19 protein-coding genes and 2 pseudogenes are annotated in these 19271 nt (G+C 26.3%); 2 read left to right on the forward strand and 19 right to left on the reverse strand.

The window, feature by feature from the left end; all coding sequences use genetic code 11:
- Position 1: 1 nt before the first annotated feature.
- From HMPREF9127_RS05095 to HMPREF9127_RS05165, 18 genes and pseudogenes are all read right to left on the reverse strand, one after another.
- Positions 2-355 carry an Asp23/Gls24 family envelope stress response protein gene (locus HMPREF9127_RS05095; protein ID WP_009448525.1) on the reverse strand — a complete coding sequence of 118 codons (354 nt, stop codon included), beginning with the start codon at positions 353-355 and terminating at the stop codon, positions 2-4.
- A 105-nt stretch (positions 356-460) separates the two neighbouring features.
- Positions 461-1321, reverse strand: a complete 861-nt coding sequence (locus tag HMPREF9127_RS09225; RefSeq protein ID WP_009448851.1) for an MATE family efflux transporter — start codon at positions 1319-1321, stop codon at positions 461-463.
- Positions 1297-1788, reverse strand: coding sequence for an MATE family efflux transporter (locus tag HMPREF9127_RS09230; RefSeq protein WP_009448750.1), 492 nt, complete (start codon positions 1786-1788; stop codon positions 1297-1299). The genes HMPREF9127_RS09225 and HMPREF9127_RS09230 overlap by 25 nt, the downstream gene beginning before the upstream one ends.
- A 145-nt stretch (positions 1789-1933) precedes the next feature.
- Complete coding sequence (gene rpsA / locus HMPREF9127_RS05105; protein ID WP_255261720.1) at positions 1934-3541, reverse strand: 30S ribosomal protein S1; 1608 nt, start codon at positions 3539-3541, stop codon at positions 1934-1936.
- Positions 3460-3957 (reverse strand): LytB-like protein, encoded by a 498-nt coding sequence (locus HMPREF9127_RS09235; protein WP_009448811.1) that lies wholly within the window; start codon positions 3955-3957, stop codon positions 3460-3462. Before HMPREF9127_RS09235 ends, rpsA begins: the two co-directional genes overlap by 82 nt.
- Positions 3935-4525, reverse strand: coding sequence for a lysophospholipid acyltransferase family protein (locus tag HMPREF9127_RS05115; RefSeq protein WP_009449118.1), 591 nt, complete (start codon positions 4523-4525; stop codon positions 3935-3937). The genes HMPREF9127_RS09235 and HMPREF9127_RS05115 overlap by 23 nt, the downstream gene beginning before the upstream one ends.
- Entirely contained in the window at positions 4518-5174 is a 657-nt protein-coding gene (gene cmk / locus HMPREF9127_RS05120; RefSeq protein ID WP_009449003.1) for a (d)CMP kinase, read from the reverse strand. The genes HMPREF9127_RS05115 and cmk overlap by 8 nt, the downstream gene beginning before the upstream one ends.
- Positions 5175-5176: 2 nt before the next feature.
- Positions 5177-6357 (reverse strand): annotated as a pseudogene (locus HMPREF9127_RS09775) (BaiN/RdsA family NAD(P)/FAD-dependent oxidoreductase).
- A 267-nt stretch (positions 6358-6624) separates the two neighbouring features.
- Positions 6625-6831: a 50S ribosomal protein L28 gene (rpmB, locus tag HMPREF9127_RS05130; protein ID WP_009448982.1), complete on the reverse strand. Its 207-nt coding sequence runs from the start codon at positions 6829-6831 to the stop codon at positions 6625-6627.
- Between the two features lie 124 nt (positions 6832-6955).
- Positions 6956-8944: an NAD-dependent DNA ligase LigA gene (ligA, locus tag HMPREF9127_RS05135; RefSeq protein WP_009448702.1), complete on the reverse strand. Its 1989-nt coding sequence runs from the start codon at positions 8942-8944 to the stop codon at positions 6956-6958.
- Positions 8945-8946: 2 nt separating this feature from the next.
- Positions 8947-9360: a hypothetical protein gene (locus tag HMPREF9127_RS09780; RefSeq protein ID WP_482198256.1), complete on the reverse strand. Its 414-nt coding sequence runs from the start codon at positions 9358-9360 to the stop codon at positions 8947-8949.
- Between the two features lie 63 nt (positions 9361-9423).
- Positions 9424-10688: pseudogene (locus HMPREF9127_RS09785) on the reverse strand (ATP-dependent helicase); the annotation flags it as partial.
- The gene (locus HMPREF9127_RS09260; RefSeq protein WP_009449022.1) at positions 10688-11197 is read right to left on the reverse strand and encodes a UvrD-helicase domain-containing protein; all 510 of its coding nucleotides are present in this window, start codon (positions 11195-11197) and stop codon (positions 10688-10690) included. The pseudogene HMPREF9127_RS09785 and the gene HMPREF9127_RS09260, both read right to left, overlap by 1 nt.
- 58 nt (positions 11198-11255) lie before the next feature.
- Complete coding sequence (locus tag HMPREF9127_RS05145; protein ID WP_141557529.1) at positions 11256-12500, reverse strand: CdaR family protein; 1245 nt, start codon at positions 12498-12500, stop codon at positions 11256-11258.
- Positions 12475-13437: a diadenylate cyclase CdaA gene (gene cdaA / locus HMPREF9127_RS05150; protein ID WP_009449083.1), complete on the reverse strand. Its 963-nt coding sequence runs from the start codon at positions 13435-13437 to the stop codon at positions 12475-12477. Before cdaA ends, HMPREF9127_RS05145 begins: the two co-directional genes overlap by 26 nt.
- 275 nt (positions 13438-13712) lie before the next feature.
- A complete protein-coding gene (locus HMPREF9127_RS09265) occupies positions 13713-14234 on the reverse strand; it encodes an ABC transporter ATP-binding protein (RefSeq protein ID WP_009448913.1) in 522 nt (173 codons plus the stop codon).
- An 8-nt stretch (positions 14235-14242) separates the two neighbouring features.
- A complete protein-coding gene (locus tag HMPREF9127_RS09270) occupies positions 14243-14572 on the reverse strand; it encodes an ATP-binding cassette domain-containing protein (RefSeq protein ID WP_009448842.1) in 330 nt (109 codons plus the stop codon).
- Entirely contained in the window at positions 14544-15917 is a 1374-nt protein-coding gene (locus HMPREF9127_RS05165; protein WP_255261721.1) for an ABC transporter permease, read from the reverse strand. The genes HMPREF9127_RS09270 and HMPREF9127_RS05165 overlap by 29 nt, the downstream gene beginning before the upstream one ends.
- 19 nt (positions 15918-15936) lie before the next feature.
- Between HMPREF9127_RS05165 and HMPREF9127_RS09275 the strand changes: the two genes are divergently transcribed.
- Entirely contained in the window at positions 15937-16206 is a 270-nt protein-coding gene (locus HMPREF9127_RS09275; RefSeq protein WP_255261722.1) for a hypothetical protein, read from the forward strand.
- 145 nt (positions 16207-16351) lie between these two features.
- Here HMPREF9127_RS09275 and HMPREF9127_RS05170 read toward each other — a convergent pair whose 3' ends face one another.
- Positions 16352-17398, reverse strand: coding sequence for an ABC transporter substrate-binding protein (locus tag HMPREF9127_RS05170; protein ID WP_009448993.1), 1047 nt, complete (start codon positions 17396-17398; stop codon positions 16352-16354).
- Between the two features lie 410 nt (positions 17399-17808).
- Between HMPREF9127_RS05170 and HMPREF9127_RS05175 the strand changes: the two genes are divergently transcribed.
- On the forward strand, positions 17809-19203 hold the full coding sequence (locus HMPREF9127_RS05175) for an MATE family efflux transporter (protein ID WP_009448564.1): 1395 nt from the start codon (positions 17809-17811) through the stop codon (positions 19201-19203).
- Positions 19204-19271 lie beyond the last annotated feature (68 nt).

Below are 19271 nucleotides of genomic sequence, written 5' to 3' on the forward strand. Positions count from 1 at the left end.
CCTAATTATCTTCTAATTTAATTCCATGTACATTAACATTAACTTTTTTAACTGTTAGTCCTGTCAAATTTTCAACATTATATTTTACATTTTCTATTATATTTTCACAAACTGTTGATATTTTTATTCCGTATTGAATAACAATATGTAAATCTATAAAAATATTATTTTCTTTAATTACAACATTAACACCCTTACCTAAATTATCCCAACCTAAAAGTTGATAAATTCCATCTTTAGGAGAAACATTAGCCAATCCGCTAACCCCATAACTTTCTCTTAACACATTAGCTACGATTGTTTTAATCACAGTTGGATTAATAGAAACTTTACCTAATTCATTATTAAATTCCATAAAATACCTCCTAATTTATACATAAGTATATAGATTACTATATCAAATTTTAACAAAAAAATCAAGATTTTTATATATCTTTAATTGCAGATTCCCATTTTACTTTCATAACAAAAAGAAAAATATAAATGCTGCCATACAGTTTGAAAATAAGTTTCCCCAAAAAATAGAATATACTCCTAAATACTTTTCAGTAAAAATAATAAAAACATATCTTAGTAACCAAACTCTCATTATTCCAGTTAATAATGGCATTTTTGTTCGTCCAAGACCAATAAAAACTCCTTGTTCAACTGTAAATATCCCAAAACCTATTACTGAATACATATAAATTGTTAATGCCTTATTAGTTATAGTAGTAATTTCCGGATTTTTTTGGAATAATTCTACAATATAAGGATTTAAAGGTGTAAAAATAATAATTATTGCAAAAACAATTATTAAAGAAAATAAAATACCATAATAAAATATTTTTTTTGCATTCTTTGAATTTCCATTTCCTATATTCATACTTATCATTGTAGTAACTGTAGTTCCTACACTTGTTGGTAATACGAAATATATTGAATTTATATTTGATGCAATTGTAGAAGCATTAAGTGCAATAGATCCATATTTTACAACTTCTTTATTAATTAAAAAGAATCCTATATAAACTAAAATATATGATAAAACACTTGGAATAGCTAAATTCATCGTCTTTTTAATAAAATTTAAATCAAATTTAAAATTTTTCATAGAAAGTTGCATATCCGACTTTTTTATAAATAAATCATAATACATCCAAATACCAATTAAAAAGTAAGACATAAAAGATGCAGAAACTGCTCCAAAAACTCCCAAATTCAAAATTGATAAAAAGACAGTATTAAAAATTATCTTAAAAACTAATAAAATTATCATACGTAAAAATGGAGCTTCAGGATGTCCAGTTCCATTTTTTATAGAATTAAAAATAGATGCCATAAATAAAAAGGTAAAACAAAAGAATAAAGTCCCAAATATTGAAAAACATGTGCAGAAAGTTCCACATTAACTCCTCTTGATATTACATACGATAAAATAATACATAAAGGTGAAAGTAATAGTCCTATCACAAAAGATAAAACTAAAATTTGGACTGATGCTTGTTTAGTTTTCTCAATATCTCCTTTTCCATACATTTGCCCTATTATTGCCGAAGCAGCAACACTTAATCCTTGTGAAAAAGCATTTAATATATTTATTACAGACTGTGAAAAACCAATTGCTCCTGCAATAACATAACCAGCTTTATTATTTAAAAATAATCCGTCTGTAATTGGAATTAAAGATTGCACTACTCCCATCATAAATATAGGGATAGTCAAAATAAAAATTGTTTTCATAACATTTTCACTTAAAATCATATTTCGACGTTCTTCAGAACTTTTATTTAAAAATTTTATATTCATAATAATCACTCCAATTAGATTATATACCTTAATATATATTTTTTCAATCCACAATGCTTATCATCCAATAGGAAATACAAAAAATTTTTTCATTAAAAATAGCTGTCGATTTTTCGACAGCTATTGAAAATTAATATTCAAATTTTTATAATTCGATATCAAGTAAAGCACCAATTGAGTTATCTAATTCTTGATTTTCAAATTTTGTTTCTTCTTGTTCTTCTTCAACAACAGCTTCTTGTTCTTGTTGTTCTTCTTCAACAGTTTCTACAACCGGCTTTTCAAGAAGTTCTTTTATAGATAAAGATATTTTTTGATTTTCTTCATCAATGTTGATGATTTTTACTTCAACTTCATCTCCAATATTTAATACATCTGATGCTTTTTCAATATGATCATGAGAGATTTGTGAAATATGAACTAAACCTTCAACATTTTCTTTCAATTTAACAAACGCGCCAAAATCAACAAGATTTATAACTGTTCCAGTTACAACATCTCCAACAGAATTATTTTCTAAGAATAATTCAAATGGTTTCTTTGTCAATTGTTTTAAACCTAAAGAAATTCTATTTCTTTCTCTATTAAGTTTTAAAATAACAACTTCAACTTCATCTCCAACAGATAAAATATCAGAAGGTTTTTTAATTCTATTCCAAGAAATATCTGAAACATGAATTAAACCGTCAACATCACCTAAGTTAACGAATGCTCCAAAGTCAGTTAATTTTCTAACAGTTCCTGTTAAAACATCATCAACTGATAATTTACTCCAAGCCAAGTCTAATTTTTCTTGTAATTCTTTTTCTTCAACTTCTCTTCTTGAAAGAACAACTTTTTTCTTTCTTTCATCAATATTTATTATTGCACATTCTAATTTCTTACCAATATATGGTGTAAAATCTTTTACGAAGCTAGTTGTAATATGACTTGCAGGAATAAAAGCATTAATACCATCAACAGTAGCTAATAGGCCTCCTTTAACTTCTTTTACTACTTCAGCTTCTACCAACTCTTTATTATTGAATTTTTCAACAAGATTTTGCCAATCTTTCAGTGATTCTACTCTTCTAGTTGATAAAACTACATTACCTTCTCCGTCATCAAGTTTAATTACATAAACGTCAATTTCTTGTCCTTCATGAAATAAATCTTTAGGTTTTTTAGTAATGTCAGAAGATAACTCATCAAGTTTAATAATCCCATCACTTCTATAACCGATATTTACCATAACTTCAGTTTCAGTAACATAAATTATAGTTCCTTTAACTACGTCTCTTGGATAAATTTTCTTAATACTCCCTTCTATTTGTTCCATAAATTCATCCTTGCTTAAAATTTCCATACCTTCAACTACCTCCTCTATTAACCAATCCGGAGTTGAAGCGCCGGCGGTTAATCCTATTTTCTTATATTTTACCATATCTTTCAATGGTAAATCTAAAAATGTTTCAATCCTATATACATATTTACAATGCTTTTTAGCTACATCATAAAGTTTATTTGTATTTGAGCTACTGTATCCCCCAATAACAATCATACAATCTACTTTTTTAGAAATTTCTTCGCAAGAATTTTGTCTTTTTGAAGTTGCATCACAAATTGTATTTTCAATTATAACATTTTCATTCCTATCCTTTATTATATCAGAAAATTGAAAAAATTTCTCTACTAAATTGGTCGTTTGTGAAATAATATATAAATTTTTTTGTTTTTTATCATTTCTGCTTCTTCTTTTGTATTTATTACACAATATTTTTCACCACAATACCCAACCATAGCTTTAATTTCCGGATGATTTTTATCTCCGATAATTATAATTTCATATCCATTTTCAACTTTTTTTTCAATTTTTCTATATATATTCAACAGAACAGGACAAGTACAATCAATACATTTATGTCCATATTCTATCATTTTTTTCTTAATACTTGGATGTATTCCATGAGAACGCAAAACAATAGTTCCTTTTGTTTCTTTCTCAAAATCATCTATTACCTTAAGCCCCTTTTTATCAAATCTTTCCACAACTTGTGGATTGTGAATTAATTCTCCATAGGAATACACTTTTTCATCATTTTGTTTTTCATTTAAAGTATTTTCAGCCAATTTTACAGCCCTTTTAACTCCAAAACAAAAACCCGCATTATTTGCTACATAAATCTCCATATCTTCCTTGATAAATCTTATAGAATAATTCCTCCGTTAATTTATCAATAGCCTCCGAATCCTCCATATTTTCAAAATTACTAATTTCAATCATAGGATAAATATCAACAGTTATTTTAGAAAAAATTTTGTATGTTCCCTCAATATGAATTGGCAAAATATTTACTTTATTTTTTAAAGCAATTAAGGCAACCCCTTTTTTCATATTTTTTATATCAATAGTTTTAACTCTTGTTCCTTCAGGAAAAATTCCTAAAATATTTCCTGATCTAATAACTCTAAAACAAGATTTTATAGCTTTTAAATCAGTATTTTCTCTATCTATAGGTATAACTCCTAATTTAGTAAAAAATTTTGCTGATAATTTTTTTTCAAAAATTTCTTTTTTCGAAAGAAAAAATATTTGTTTCTTAGTTAATGTTGCTAGAATAACAGGATCAAAAATATGAGTATGATTCGCACTTATTATAATCGGCTTATCATCTTTTAAATTTTCAATTCCATTTACTCTTACTCTATAAATTATTTTTATTAGAACAGAAACAATAGCAAGTAAAAATTTATACATTATTTTCTCCTCTAATATATGATAGAAATTCTAAAATTGTTTCTTTAAGTGTCTTATCTGTAGAATCTATTTCAATAGCATCCTTTGCCTTTTTTAAAGGAGAAGCTTCCCTATTCATATCATCAAAATCTCTTTTTTCGATACTTTCTCTAACTTGTTCCAAATTAAGACCTTTTTTTCTTTCACTTTGCAAAAATCTTCTTTTTGCTCTCTCTTTTGAAGATGCTGTCAAATAAAATTTAAAATCTGCCTTTGGAAATATTATAGTTCCAACATCCCTACCATCAAGAACACAACTACCTTCCATTCCTATTTTTCTTTGTATAGCTACCAAATGATTTCTAACATAATCATAACTTGAAACTAAAGAAGCCCCTTTTGAAATTTCATCAGTTCTAATTTCTTTTCCTAATTTTACACCATCTACATAAAGATAATTTGATTTGTAAGTAAAGTCTGTATTTTCAAGAATTTCTTTGATTTTTTCATGATTATCTAAAGGAATATTATTAGAAATTAGTTTATAAGCAATTGCTCTATACATTGCTCCAGTATCTATATAATTAATCTTTAAAATCTTAGAAAGTTTTTTTGCGATGGTACTCTTTCCAACTCCTGAAGGTCCATCTATCGCTATAATATAATCCATAATTACTCTCCTTCTATACAAGAAACTCCGGCTAAATGCCCGGTTGAAAATGCAATGGTTAAGTTATATCCTCCAGTATTAGCATCAACATCTAAAAGTTCCCCTACAATATATAAATTTTTTATTAGCTTACTTTCCATAGTAGAAGCATTAACTTCCTTTACTGAAACTCCCCCAATAGTAATAATAGCTTCACTTAGCGGTCTTAAGCTCTTAAAATTAAACTCTAAATTTTTAATTGTTTCAACCAGTTTTTTTCTATCTTCTTTACTTAATTGATTAACTTGAATTTCACCATTAACTTCGGATTTTTCTAAAACAAGTTCAACCATTGAGCCAATTAATACATTTAAAAGTACATTTTTTAAATTTTTATTTTTATTTTGATCAAATTCTCTTAATAATCTAAGATCTAAGGTATGTTGATCAAGTTTTGGTTTTAAATCAATAGAAACTATATAATCTTTTGAATTATCAAAATACTTACTTGATTTTAAAACAATTGGTCCACTAAAACCTGTATGTGTAAAAAGCATTTCTCCAAACTCAGAATGTATCAATTTTCTATTAGTATTATTAATCTTGAAATCTACAAATTTTAAACTTACTCCTGAATATTTTCTAATATTCTCTTTTACATCAATTCCTACAAGACCGGCTTTTAAATCTGTAATTGTATGCCCTAATTTTTTAAAATCTCATGTCCTTTCCCTCTTGAACCTGTAAAAGGATATGATTTTCCTCCTGTCGCAAATACAACTTTATCAAAAAGACCATAATCTTTATTGCAAACTAATTGAAATTTATCACCAATAAGTTTAACGTCTTCTATTTCAGTATTTAAAATAATCTTAACACCTTTAACATTTAGTGCTTTTTCTAATGCTTTTATAACATCACTTGATTTATCTGAAAGAGGAAAAACTCTTCCTCCACGTTCAACTTTTGTCTTTAACCCATATTCGTCAAAAAATTTTAGTATATCTTCATTAGTATATGAATATAAACTGCTATATAAAAAGTTTTTATTTCTATTTATTTCATCAAAAAATTCATAAATTTCTTTTGAATTTGTAATATTACATCTTCCTTTTCCAGAAATATAAATTTTTTTCCCAATTTTTTCATTTCCATCAAATAAGAATACATCGTTATTCTCATTTTTTGAAAAAATGGCACTCATAATGCCAGATGCACCTGCACCAATAACTGCTATTTTTATAAAATCACTACCTCAAACTTAATAATTTACCTCATATAAGTATAAAATATTTTTTGCAATTAGTCAAATATTTTTATTAATATTTTTGAGTTTGTTTATTTAAAACAATATTATTTAAATGTAATAATAAGTTATATATATTATATTAAATTTCTCATATAAAATCTTTTAGTAAAATAATACAAAAAAATAGGAAGATAAATATCTTCCTAAAAATTTTATAAATAATTATTCAGCTGAAGTAAATGAAGGTCTTTCAACAAAACCACTCTTCAAACATGTAGTACAAACATTAATTCTCTTTACAGAACCGTCAACAACAACTCTAACTTTTCTGATGTTTGCTCCCCATGATCTACTGCTTTTTCTATTTGAGAAAGTTACTTTATTTCCAAATAATTTTGTTTTATCGCAAATTGCACATCTTTTTGACATTTTCATACCTCCTTTTACAAACTCATATTTAACAGTAGTATTATACCATACAGATTGCTCTTTTGCAAGTATTTATATAATTCTAATTTAATATTTTTTTAAATTCATCTATAATCTAATAATACTACTTTATTTTAATATTTTCTAAAAAGTTTTCTACATTTTCTTCTGTTATTATTTCTACTCTAAGTTCTTGTGCCTTTTTTAATTTTGAACCCGCTTTTTCACCAACAACTAAAAAGTCTGTCGATTTGGCTACTGCAGATTGAACTATGAGTCCATTTTGAGAAAAGATATCTTCCAAATCTTTTCTCTTGTAATTTTCAAAAGTTCCTGTTATTACAATTTTTTTATCTGTAAACTCACTTTTTGATATTTCTTCATAAGGAATTATTTCAATTCCCTTTTCAAGTAATTTATCCAAAGCATCTTTGCTATATTCATCATTAAAAAATTCAAAAATAGAATTTGCCACAATTTCTCCTACATCATTAATTTGTAACAGTTCATCAACGGTTGCTTTTCTTAAATTATCTAAATTTTTATACTTTTTAGCTAAATCTTTTGCAGTTTTAATACCAACATTTTTAATTCCAAGTGCATAAATAAAATTTTCAATATTAACTTTTTTACTATGTTCTATTGAATTTAACAAATTATTTGCCTTTTTTTCTTTGAATTTATCTAATGTTAGAAGTTCATCATATTTTAAGTCATATATTTTATAGACTTTATCTACTCCTAATTTATCAAACAATGATTCAATAGTCTTTTCACTTAGTCCTTCTATATTCATTGCATTTTTGCTTGAAAAATGAACAAGTGAAGAAGTTAATTGTGGCGTACAGGCAAGTGTATTTGTGCAGAAAAAATGTACTCCATCTCTAATTAATTCACTATTACAATAAGGACAATGTGTTGGCATTTTTATTTCCATCTCATTTTCATTATTCTCATCCATTGTTCCAAGAATTTCAGGAATAACATCATTTGAACGTCTTATCAAAACTCTTGAATTTATTTTTACTCTTTTTCTTAAAATATCATCATAATTATTTAAAGTTGCTCTTTGAACAGTTACATCTCCTATTTCAACAGGCTCTAAAATTGCAGTTGGAGTAACTTTTCCTGTTCTTCCTACATTCCATATAACTTCTTTTAAAATTGTACTATATTCTTCCGCTTCAAATTTATAAGCTATTGCAAATCTAGGAAATTTATTTGTATATCCAAAAAAGTCTCTAAGCTCAAAATCATTAACTTTAATTACAACCCCATCAGTTAAATAATCAACTTTTTTTCTTAATATATCTATTTCGTTTATTTTATCTTTAATTTCATTCATATTATGACATTTTTTTTCATATCCATTAACTTTAAATTTATTATCTTTTAAAAATGAAATCATTTCTTCTTGAGTTTTGAATTGTTCATCAGACTTAAATCCAACATTATAGATAAAAGCATCTAAATTTCTACTTGCAGTTTTTTTAGGGTCCAAATTTCTAATCGCTCCTGCTGCAGCGTTTCTAGCATTCTTTAAAGGTACTTCTGCAGTCTCATTATATTTTGTTAGAGCAGAAAAAGGCATAATAGCTTCTCCTTGAATTTCAACTAAACCTTTATAGTCAATTTCAAGGGGGATACTTTTTATTGTCTTTACTTGTTCAAAAACTTCTTCTCCATATACTCCATTACCTCTAGTAGATGCAGAAACTAAAATTCCTTTATCATAAGTCAAATTTATAGTTAATCCATCAAATTTAAATTCAACATAATACTCCAAAGTCTTTTTCGTGTTATTTATAGAATTGTATTCATTCAAAAGTTTTTTGCATCTATTATGAAACTCTTCAAGCTCTTCAAAACTTTGAGCCTTTTGTAAACTATAAAGTTCTTTTAAATGTGTATGTTTTTCAAATTTTTCTAAAACTTCTCCACCTACTCTTTGAGTTGGAGAATTTGGTAAAATTACGCCTGCTTCTTTTTCTAATTTTAGAAGTTCATCATAGAGTTTATCATACTCAGCATCACTTACAATAGGTTCGTCTAAAGTGTAATACTGATATGCCCAAAGATTTAATTTTTCTACAATTTCTTTCATTTTATCCATAATTAAGCCCTCTTTATACGCTTGTCTTTCTTTAAATCAAACAATTTAATTCCTTCTCCATCAAACGCAACCATAAGCATTACTTTTGTTCCAGCCTTTTCACATTTTATAACAGTTCCCATACCATATTTTTCGTGTATAATCTTTTCTCCAACTTTATAAATATCTTTAGATGAAGTTTTAGTTGGTTTTTGATGATGATTTAATGGTTTGTCCAGTTTTGTTCTGCCTAAATCTGAATTAGAAACATAAGTTCTGGAATAATCTGTATAAGCATCATTTCTAATTTTTGAAGTAGCAACTCTTTCTTCGTCAAAATTAAATTCAAGATTAATACTTTTGTCATCAACATAATTTATTATTTCATCAACAAAACTTGAAACTCTATAAAGATTTAATTTTCCATACATAGTCATACTCTTTGTAGATGAAATAAAAAGTTTTTCCTTTGCTCTAGTTATAGCAACATAAAATAAACGTCTTTCCTCTTCAAGTCCATCATCTCTCTCTTTAATCGACCTTTCACTCGGAAATATTCCTTCATTCATTCCGATAATAAATACAACCTTATATTCAAGTCCCTTTGCAGAATGAATTGTAGTTAAAGTAACAGTTTCATCTACATCTTCTGTCTTATCTATATCTGATAAAAGGCTATTTGTTTCAAGATATTCTAGTAATTTAACTCCTTTATAGTTATTAGAAATTTCTTCTAAAAACAAATTTATATTTTCTGACTTTTTTTCAAAGTCTTTTTTTTCATTATCTCTTAAATAATCTAAAAACTTAATAGTATCTAAAAGCTCTTTAACTAAGATTTCTATATCTGTATCTTCAACACAGGTGATAAAACCAAAAATCATATCTCTAAAATCTTCGAATTCTGTTCTTAATTTTTTACTTATAGATTCTAAAAATTCATTTCTAAAAAGTCCATCAAAAAGACTTATATTTTCTAAATTGCAATAATCCTCCAATTTTTGTAAACTCACATTCCCTATAGAACGCTTAGGATAATTGATTATCCTTCTAAAAGCATTATCATCTTTGGGATTTGCAATTAGCTTTAAATAAGCTAAAATATCTTTTATTTCTTTTCTGTCATAAAACTTAAGTCCACCGACCATTTTATATGCAATTGAATTTTTTCTTAGAGCATTTTCAATGGCAAAAGATTGAAAATTTGCACGATATAAAACTGCGATATCTGATAAATTATAACCTTCAAAAATCAAATTTGAAATATTTTGCGCAACTTCTATTGCCTCATAATTTTCGTTTTGATAGCTTTTATAAATTATTTCATCTCCGCCCTCTTTTTTAGTCCAAAGATTTTTTCTTTTCTATTCACATTATTCTTTATAAGTTCATTAGCACAATCTAGAATCTTCTGTGTTGAACGATAATTTTCTTCAAGTAAAATTATTTTTGAATTAGGAAAGTCATTTTCGAAATTCAAAATATTTGAAATATTTGCACCTCTCCAACCATAAATTGATTGATCAATATCTCCAACAGCACAAACATTTTTATATTTTGATGCTAAAAGTTTTATAATTTCATATTGAGCATCATTTGTATCTTGATATTCATCAACATAAATATGTTTAAACTTCTCAGAATAGTAATCTAAAACTTCAGGACATTTTTTGAAAAGTTCAATTGTTTTAAAAATAAGATCATCAAAATCCAAAGCATTATTTTTAATTAAAATCTCTTCATATTTTTTATAAATCTTTTCCACTACATCAGTACTATTTCCAAAAGAAAATACTTTGTAAAATCACCAGGTTTAACATTTTTCCCTTTAGCATCGCTTATAATTCCAATAACAGCATTTTTAAATTCTCCAAGAACATTTTCCCAAATAGGATTTTGTTTAAAAATTTCCTTCAAAACTAATTTTTGATCATCTCTATCATAAATTGTAAAATTATTTGAATATCCAATTTTTTCTATATTAAACCTTAAAATTTTAGAGCAAATTGAGTGAAATGTTCCAATCCACATGTTTGAAATATCTCTTTGAAAGATATTTTCTATTCTCTCTTTCATTTCTTTTCCCGCTTTATTTGTAAATGTAATTGCTAAAATTTCATATTCACTTACATTTTTTTCCAAAACCGCATAAGCAATTTTCGTAGTCAGTACTTTTGTCTTTCCACTTCCAGCACCTGCAAGTACCAATAACGGAGAACCGAAATGCTCTACTGCTTCTAATTGCCTATTATTTAAACCTTTTAATAAATCCATACATAACCTCATTAATATCTTTAAAAAAGCAATGGAATTACCATTGCTTTTTTAAAATTTATTTTTCAATAGCTTGAACAATATCATTTGAAATTTTTACAATTTCTATATTTTCAATATTTTTAGCTTTTATTTGAACATTTTTTCCAATATCATCTTTTTTTATCGAAACATAAAGTTCTATTAAATCTGCACTAAGATTTGCTAAATCTGATTCATAACCTTTTACAGTAACTTTAACTTTATCTTGTAAACCTTTTAAAATAACAGCTTTTCCAGTTTCATTTTCTATTACTATATTTGAAGTATCTACTTCTATTGTCTTTTCAATCTTTTTGTCTACATCAATATTAATAACTACTCGAAGATCATTATTTACTAATGTAACATCTGAAGGCAATTCCAAATTAAGACTATATGAACCAGATTCCTTTATTTGTGATAAATCAAAAGGTTTAGTATTTATCTCTGAAATTTGTTCTAAACTTGTTAAATTTCCAACTATGGAAACTACATTAGGAACAATATTCTTTTTTAAAATTTTGACATCACTAGGTGCTGAATTTATCTCAACTAATTTTATTGGCACTTCTTTAAAGTTCTTAAATCCAATAGAGACATTTGTGTCGGTTTTACTAATATGAACTTTTTTAACTTCCTGATTTGACTCATCTACAGGAATAATTTTAGATTGAACGACTTCATCACTATCCTTATTGGTAACATCAACGACACAAACAACTTTTTTTACTTTATTTACATAACTCACAGGTCCACTAACAGTAACTTCAGAATCCGCAGGTTCTTTTATAGCAACTACTTGATTTTTGTTTTTTATCTGACCTACCGTTTCAACCTCAACTTTATAAGTCTTATTTATTTCTTCGTCCAATGTTACAAGTAAATCATTCTCTGAAGCAGATTTAAACTGAACATTATACGGAACTTTATAATTAATTGAAAGTCTATGAGCTCCTGAATAAATTGCATTTTGCATATTAACTTCAGCGACAATATCACTTTTATTTACAGAATAAACATCACTTCTTTTTCCTGTTATTGTAACTGTAACTGTCGGATTTTCGGGACTAATTCTAACAAGTTTTTTGGAATCCAGGACAGATTGATTTTTAAAACTTATAGGAACATCATTAAATTGTCTCGTAACCACAGGATTAACTCCTCCAATAACGAGAAACCACATAACAACTCCAACCGCCAATGAAATCAATTTTAATTTAAAATCTTTTTTTACTGATTCTACTATACTCTTTATATTAATCTTTTTTAACAATTTTATCACCTTGATTTTCAACAATTTCACTAACTTCTTCTTTTATATCTTCAATAATTTCTTTTTTAACTTCTTCTTTAAGCTCTTCCTTATTTACTACATCTTCTGATATTTCTTTATTTTCAAATAAATTTTGGAAGATTTCTTTAAAAGTACTGTTATTTTTTTCTTCAATAACAAAATTTTCAACTAAATAGTTCATCAAGTATTCTTTTGGTACATCTCTGTTAATCTTTGCTTTTTCACAAATAGAAACATATCCCGTTTCTTCACTTACAACTATTACAATTGCATCAGACTTTTCGGAAATACCAATACCAGCTCTATGTCTAGTTCCAAGCTCCATTGAAATTTCTTTATTATCTGTTAATGGTAAAAAACAAGAAGCTGCAATAATACGATCATGACTAATAACTACAGCTCCATCGTGCAATGGAGTGTTAGGAATAAATATATTCATAAGTAATTCATAAGAAATATCAGAATTAATAGAAATACCTGTTTCAATAATATCTCTAAGTCCTGTTTTCCTCTCCAATACCATCAATGCACCAATTTTCTTATCAGCTAAAGAATAAGTCGCCTTGACAAGTTCTTCAATTACATTTACATTACTACTTGAAACTTCAAAATTTACCGGTTTTAATAATTTATTATTTCCAATATGTTCCAAAACTCTTCTAAGTTCAGGTTGAAATACTATTAAAATAGCAATAAAACCAACAGTAACTGCATTATTTAAAATCCAACTTATAGTGTAAAGTTTAAAAAACTCACTAAGTTTTGATGCTATAAAAATAAATAAAATACCCCTTATAAGTTGAGTTGCTCTTGTTCCTCTTATCAAAGAGAATAACTTATAAAACATAAAACTGACTAAAAATATATCAATAATATCTGTTATCCTTATTGTTGATAGCAAAAAAAACATTTTGTCTAAACCCATAAAATCACATCTTTCTAATTTTTATAATTTCCATATTAATTATAATATAATATTAACTAAAATTCAACTTTTCAATAATATTAAAAAATTAGCTAAAGAAACTTCTAATAAGAACCCCACCCTTCCACGATGCTTCGCATCGGGTGGGTTCCCGGGAACCTTGTTGTTTCACAATAAAAAAACTTTCAATTAATTTGAAAGTTTTTGTAATTCATATTCTATAAAAACATAATCTCCAATATTTTTCTCTTTTCCTGTATTTAATTCTATGACTTTTAAAATTTTTCATTATTTCCCTTTAATTTTAATTGATATTCTATAAATGCTCCTCTAAATTGTTTTGCAAAAATCTCAGCAGGATTTTCAGTTTCATATTCAACTATTTTTATTTTTTCAGGTCTTATGAAATTATCATCGTCTATTTTATTTGAATTTCCAATAAAGGATAGTGAAAACTCACTATTAGGAGAATTGTATAATTCAGTGGCTGTTGAATTTTGAATTATTTGTCCATCATTCATTAAAATAACTTTATCAGCCATTGTAAAAGCATCTTCTTGGTCATGGGTTACCAATATTGTGGTCATTTTAAAATATTTTACAAGTTTCTTTATCTCATTTCTCATTGTAATTCTTAAGTTTTTATCAAGATTTGAAAATGGTTCATCAAGCAAAATTAATCTTGGACTTATTACTAAACTTCTAGCAAGTGCAACTCTTTGCCTTTGCCCACCAGAAAGTTCATGAATTTTTCTGAATTCATATCCTTCAAGTCCAACTATTTTTAAAATTTCCATAGACTGTTTTACTCTATCATATTTTTTACATTTCTAAATTTTAAACCATAAGCTACATTTTCTAAAACATTTTTATTGCTAAAAAGTCCATAGGACTGAAAAACAGTTGAAACATTTCTCACTTCAGGATTTAATGAACTTATATCTTCTCCATTTAAAATTATTTGACCGGAATCATTTTTAATAAATCCTCCAATTGAATTTAAAATTGTAGTTTTCCCACAACCCGAAGGACCTAATATACATAGAATACTACCTTCATCAAGTGAAAAGTTTACATCTTTTAAAACTTGTTTTTCCCCATATGTTTTACATAAATTTTTTACTTCTAAAAACATAAAAATCTCCTATTTTCTTTAAAATATAATTAATCAACACAAATAGCAAACTAAAGCTTAAACAAATCATAATTATCAATAGAGCCATTACTGAGGCTATATTATATTTACCACTATTTATAACATCAAACATAACAAGAGTTAATACCTTTTGTGCTGGATAAACAATAAAAATAATAGAGCCCACAGTAGTCATTGTACTGTTAAATCCATTTATCATACTAATAACAAAATTATTTCTAGTATGAGGTAAAACTACATCTTTAAAAATAAAGAATTCATTTGCACCTAAATCTTTTGCACTTAAAATTTGATTTTTATCTATTGTTTCCAAACTTGAACTAAATACTTTTGTAGAAAAAGGCAGTTGCTTAAATGTAACATTTAAAATTACAATTAAAGCTGTTCCCGTAATATAAATTGGATAATTATTAAAAGCTAATATATATCCTATACCAAAAAATGTTCCAGGTAACATATATGGCATCGTAGCAATAAAATCGAAAATTTTTAAAAATCTTACTTCTCTTATATGAATATAATACTGTAGTAATAATCCAATTAGACTTCCAAAAAAAGCTGATATTAAAGAATAATATATACTTCTAAAAACTGTTTTATCTATATGATCTTTGATATCTAAAAAATGCTCAAGTGTAAAATAAATTTTTCCTTTTGAATAGTCTGTAAATGCAGATAAAATTATTGATCCATACTGTAAAATTAATAAAATCAAAAATAATGCTGATAACAAAACCACAAAAGAATAAATAATCCCTTTTTTACCAATATTTACTTCAGATATATTTGATCCAAAACTCGTATTTGAAATTATTTTTGAATTTTTAATGTAAAATATAAATGTAAATATAACCGGAATACAAAGTATTATATTCATAGCTCCTGCCTGAACAATATTTCCATCAGAAATAAAAACATTATAGGATTTCGAAGCTAAAGTTTCAAAAGAACCACCTATAATTAAAGGTGTTGAAAAATCCGCAATACTTCTTATAAAACTTAAAATTGCAACAACTTTAATACTTGGTAATAATTGAGGTAAGATTATATCCAAAATTATATTATTTGTCTTTGCTCCAAGTGACCTTGCACTATTTATCTGTTCCTTATCAATGCTATCAAGTGTAGAAATAATCATTAGAGCACTTAAAGAAATAAGCCCAATACTTTGCATTAGAATAATCCCAAAAGGTCCATATGCATTCAATGACAAATTAAAAATATCATGTGTTATAAATCCTCTACGTCCAAATAGTTTTATATAAGCTAGAGATGAAACAAAAGGTGGTGATATCATTGTAATCATTAAAATAAATGAAATCAATCTTTTAATACTCTTTTTTATGTTAAAACAAAATACCCCTATAGAAACTGATACAATTGTTGTAAGTATAGTAGCAAAAAATGCTACAAATAATGAATTATATAAAAGTTTACTCTGTGTTCTTAAAAAAACAAATCCTTCTAAAGAAAATTTTCCACCAATAAAAAAAGTAGAAATAAAAACTTTTAAAAAAGGAAACAAAATAAAAGTAAATAAACAAAAAACCAAAGTAAGAATAATAAATATATCTATAAATTTAAAATATTTTTTCATAACTATAATTAATTAAGAACCCCACCCTCCCACGATGCTTTGCATCGGGTGGGTGCCCGGGAACCTTGTTGTTTCACAATAAAAAGGGAGATTTCTCTCCCATTTTTATTGTAAAATAACATGCCTCCTTATACTAATACGATGTAAAGTATATTAGAATCTTATTTTCCTTGTGTTAACTCTGCCCATCTCTTAAGAATATCATCTCTTTGTTTACCAAAACTTTCAATATCTTCTTTAATAAATTTATCCTTTGGTAAACCAAGTTCATATCCTTTAGTTCCATCAATAACCATTTGTCCACCATCTTTACCATCAAGCTCAGCAATCATTTGTTGAATTTCAGGTCTTAAAATAAAGTCTTCAAAAGCTTTTGCAACTTCAAGATTTGGACTGTTTTTAAATATTGCAACTCCTTCAGGAACCCAGCATAAACCATCTTCAGGATAAATTGCTGTTAAATTATTTTTTTCAGCAACATCAAATGATGATTTATCAATTGGAATTATACCAATTCCAAATTCTCCGGCAACAGTTTTTTCTTGAGGATCTTTTCCTCTTTTTCCATAAAACTTAACATTATCATTTAATTTTTTGAAATAATCCCATGCTTTTTCTTCGCCATATAGGTCAATAAGTCCTTTTACATTAGCAAAACTTGTTCCTGAAACTGCAGGGTTTGCCATTATTATTTCATCTTTATATTTAGGATCTACAATTTCAGCCCAAGTTTTTGGAACCGGAAGTCCTTTTTCTTGTAAAATTTTATTATTTACTAAAAATCCAACAACTGTAACTCCCTTTGAAATCCAATATCCTTCATTATCCTTAAATCCTTCTTTAATCTTATCAAATCCTTCAGGTTTATACATTTCTAAAAGCCCATCTGTTTTTGCTTTCATAAAAGCATCTATTCCACCACCGAACCATACGTCAGCACTTGGTTTTCCGCCTTCAGCTTTTATCTTAGCAATAACTTGCCCACTTGACATTGAAAGAAATTCAACTTTAGCTTTTGTTTCTTCTGAAAACTTATCAAAAAGTTTTTTATACTTTTCAGATGTCGCAACTACATTTAATGTTTTTCCTTCAAAGTTCTTAGTAGTTTCTACTTTTGTTCCTTCTTTTTTATCTTCTGTTTTTTTAGCTTGACAACCGACTAATACTAATCCTGCAACAATCAAAGATAAAATTCTTGATTTTTTCATATCTTCCTCCTAAATTTATAGTCACCATAATTTACAAAAATTATGGAATAAATAAATGTAACTTTATAACAAAGTATAAAGCTATATATATTATAGCATATATTTTAAATTTATCATAATTTTTTAACAATAAAATTTAAACTTATTATAATAAAAATAATACTATTTTAACAGATTATTCAGAAAGATATTAATTATGTAAAAAATTGTTTTAGATAACAAAACTTTATAAAATTATAAATTTTATCTATATTATATAATAATCATTGTTAAAATATAATATAACAATACTATTTAATTGATAATATTTTTAAAGCCTTTATTTATTAATATTTTTTAATATTTATGTTTTAATTTAGTGTTTTTGTGGAATAAAATAAAGGTATGTATTTCATTACGGGAGGTGTTGTATGAAAAAAGAAAGAAGTGAAATGATTTTACATGGAAATATTTACAAAATTATTGCAATTATATCTATCCCAATTATTTTAAATAATTTTATTCAGCAATTATACTCTCTTGCAGATGCATTTTGGCTTGGAAAATTAGGAACTGCTGAATTTGCTTCAACAAGTTTTACTTGGCCTGTTATATTTTTATTTAATTCAATTGGTATCGGTCTTTCAATAGCTGCAATATCATTAATTTCGCAATTATTGGGAAGAAAAGATTTTTTACACGCACAAAAATATGCAGATACTTTGATAAATATTTCTTTATTATTCTCAATTGTATTTATGTTATTGGGATATTTTAGTTCTAATTTAATAGTAAATCTTATGGGTGCTAGTGGAGATCTTGCAAAATACAGTATAATATATTTAAAATATAGCTATTTTGGAATTCCATTTATATTTCTATATTATATATATTCATCAATTTTATCCGCTCAAGGAAAAAATACCATTCCTACTATGATTAGTACAGTCTGTGTTATATTAAATATGATTTTAAATCCATTTTTTATTTTTGATGTAATTCCATTTACTTCTCTTACAGGACTTGGTCTTGGAGTAAAAGGTGCAGCTTTAGCAACTGTATTAACACAAGGAATTATGTGTTTAGTTGGTTTACTTCACTTAAGAATAAATAAAGATTTAATAAAATTAAATTTAAATAGCTTAGTTTACATAAAATGGGAAAAACCTATTTTAAAAAGAATCTACAGAATTACATTACCTTCAGTAATTGGACAAGTTGGTTCAGCTATAGGTTTCATGATAATGAACTCATTTATTCAAAGCTATGGAACTGAAACTGTAGCTGCTTATGGAATGGTTAACAGGATTAGTGGATTACTAAATATTCCACCTGGTGGAGTTGGTACTGCCATAACTTCAATAATTGGACAAAATATTGGAAATAATAATATAAAAAGAGTAAAAGAAACATTTAAAAAAGCATCCATCATAATAATTATAATGTCATTGATTATTGCATTTATAAGCTTTATATTTAGATATGAAATATTGTCATTCTTTATAAGTGCCCCAAAAGATTCAGTTCTTATGGTTCAAGCAAATAGCTATATGTTCTATACATTAATAACACTTGTAATGCTAAATATGTTTTTCGTATATCAAGGACTTTTCCAAGGTTCAGGAAACAGCAAATATTCAATGGCAATTGATATGATAAGACTTTGGATAATAAGACTTCCTTTAATACTTTTCTTCAAGTATTTAACAGGATATGGAGCAACCGGAATTTGGCTTGCAATGGCAATTTCTAATGTTTTGGTTAGCATAATTGCTCATTTTATATATTTAAAAGGTGGATGGCAACAAGGCTCATTCTACAGATAAAAAAATTAGGTTGGAAAATTTCCAACCTAATTTTTTTATCATAATTTTTATTAAAATTTCTAAATTAC

It is taken from the genome of Parvimonas sp. oral taxon 393 str. F0440 (assembly GCA_000223315.2).
Lineage (GTDB): Bacteria > Bacillota > Clostridia > Tissierellales > Peptoniphilaceae > Parvimonas.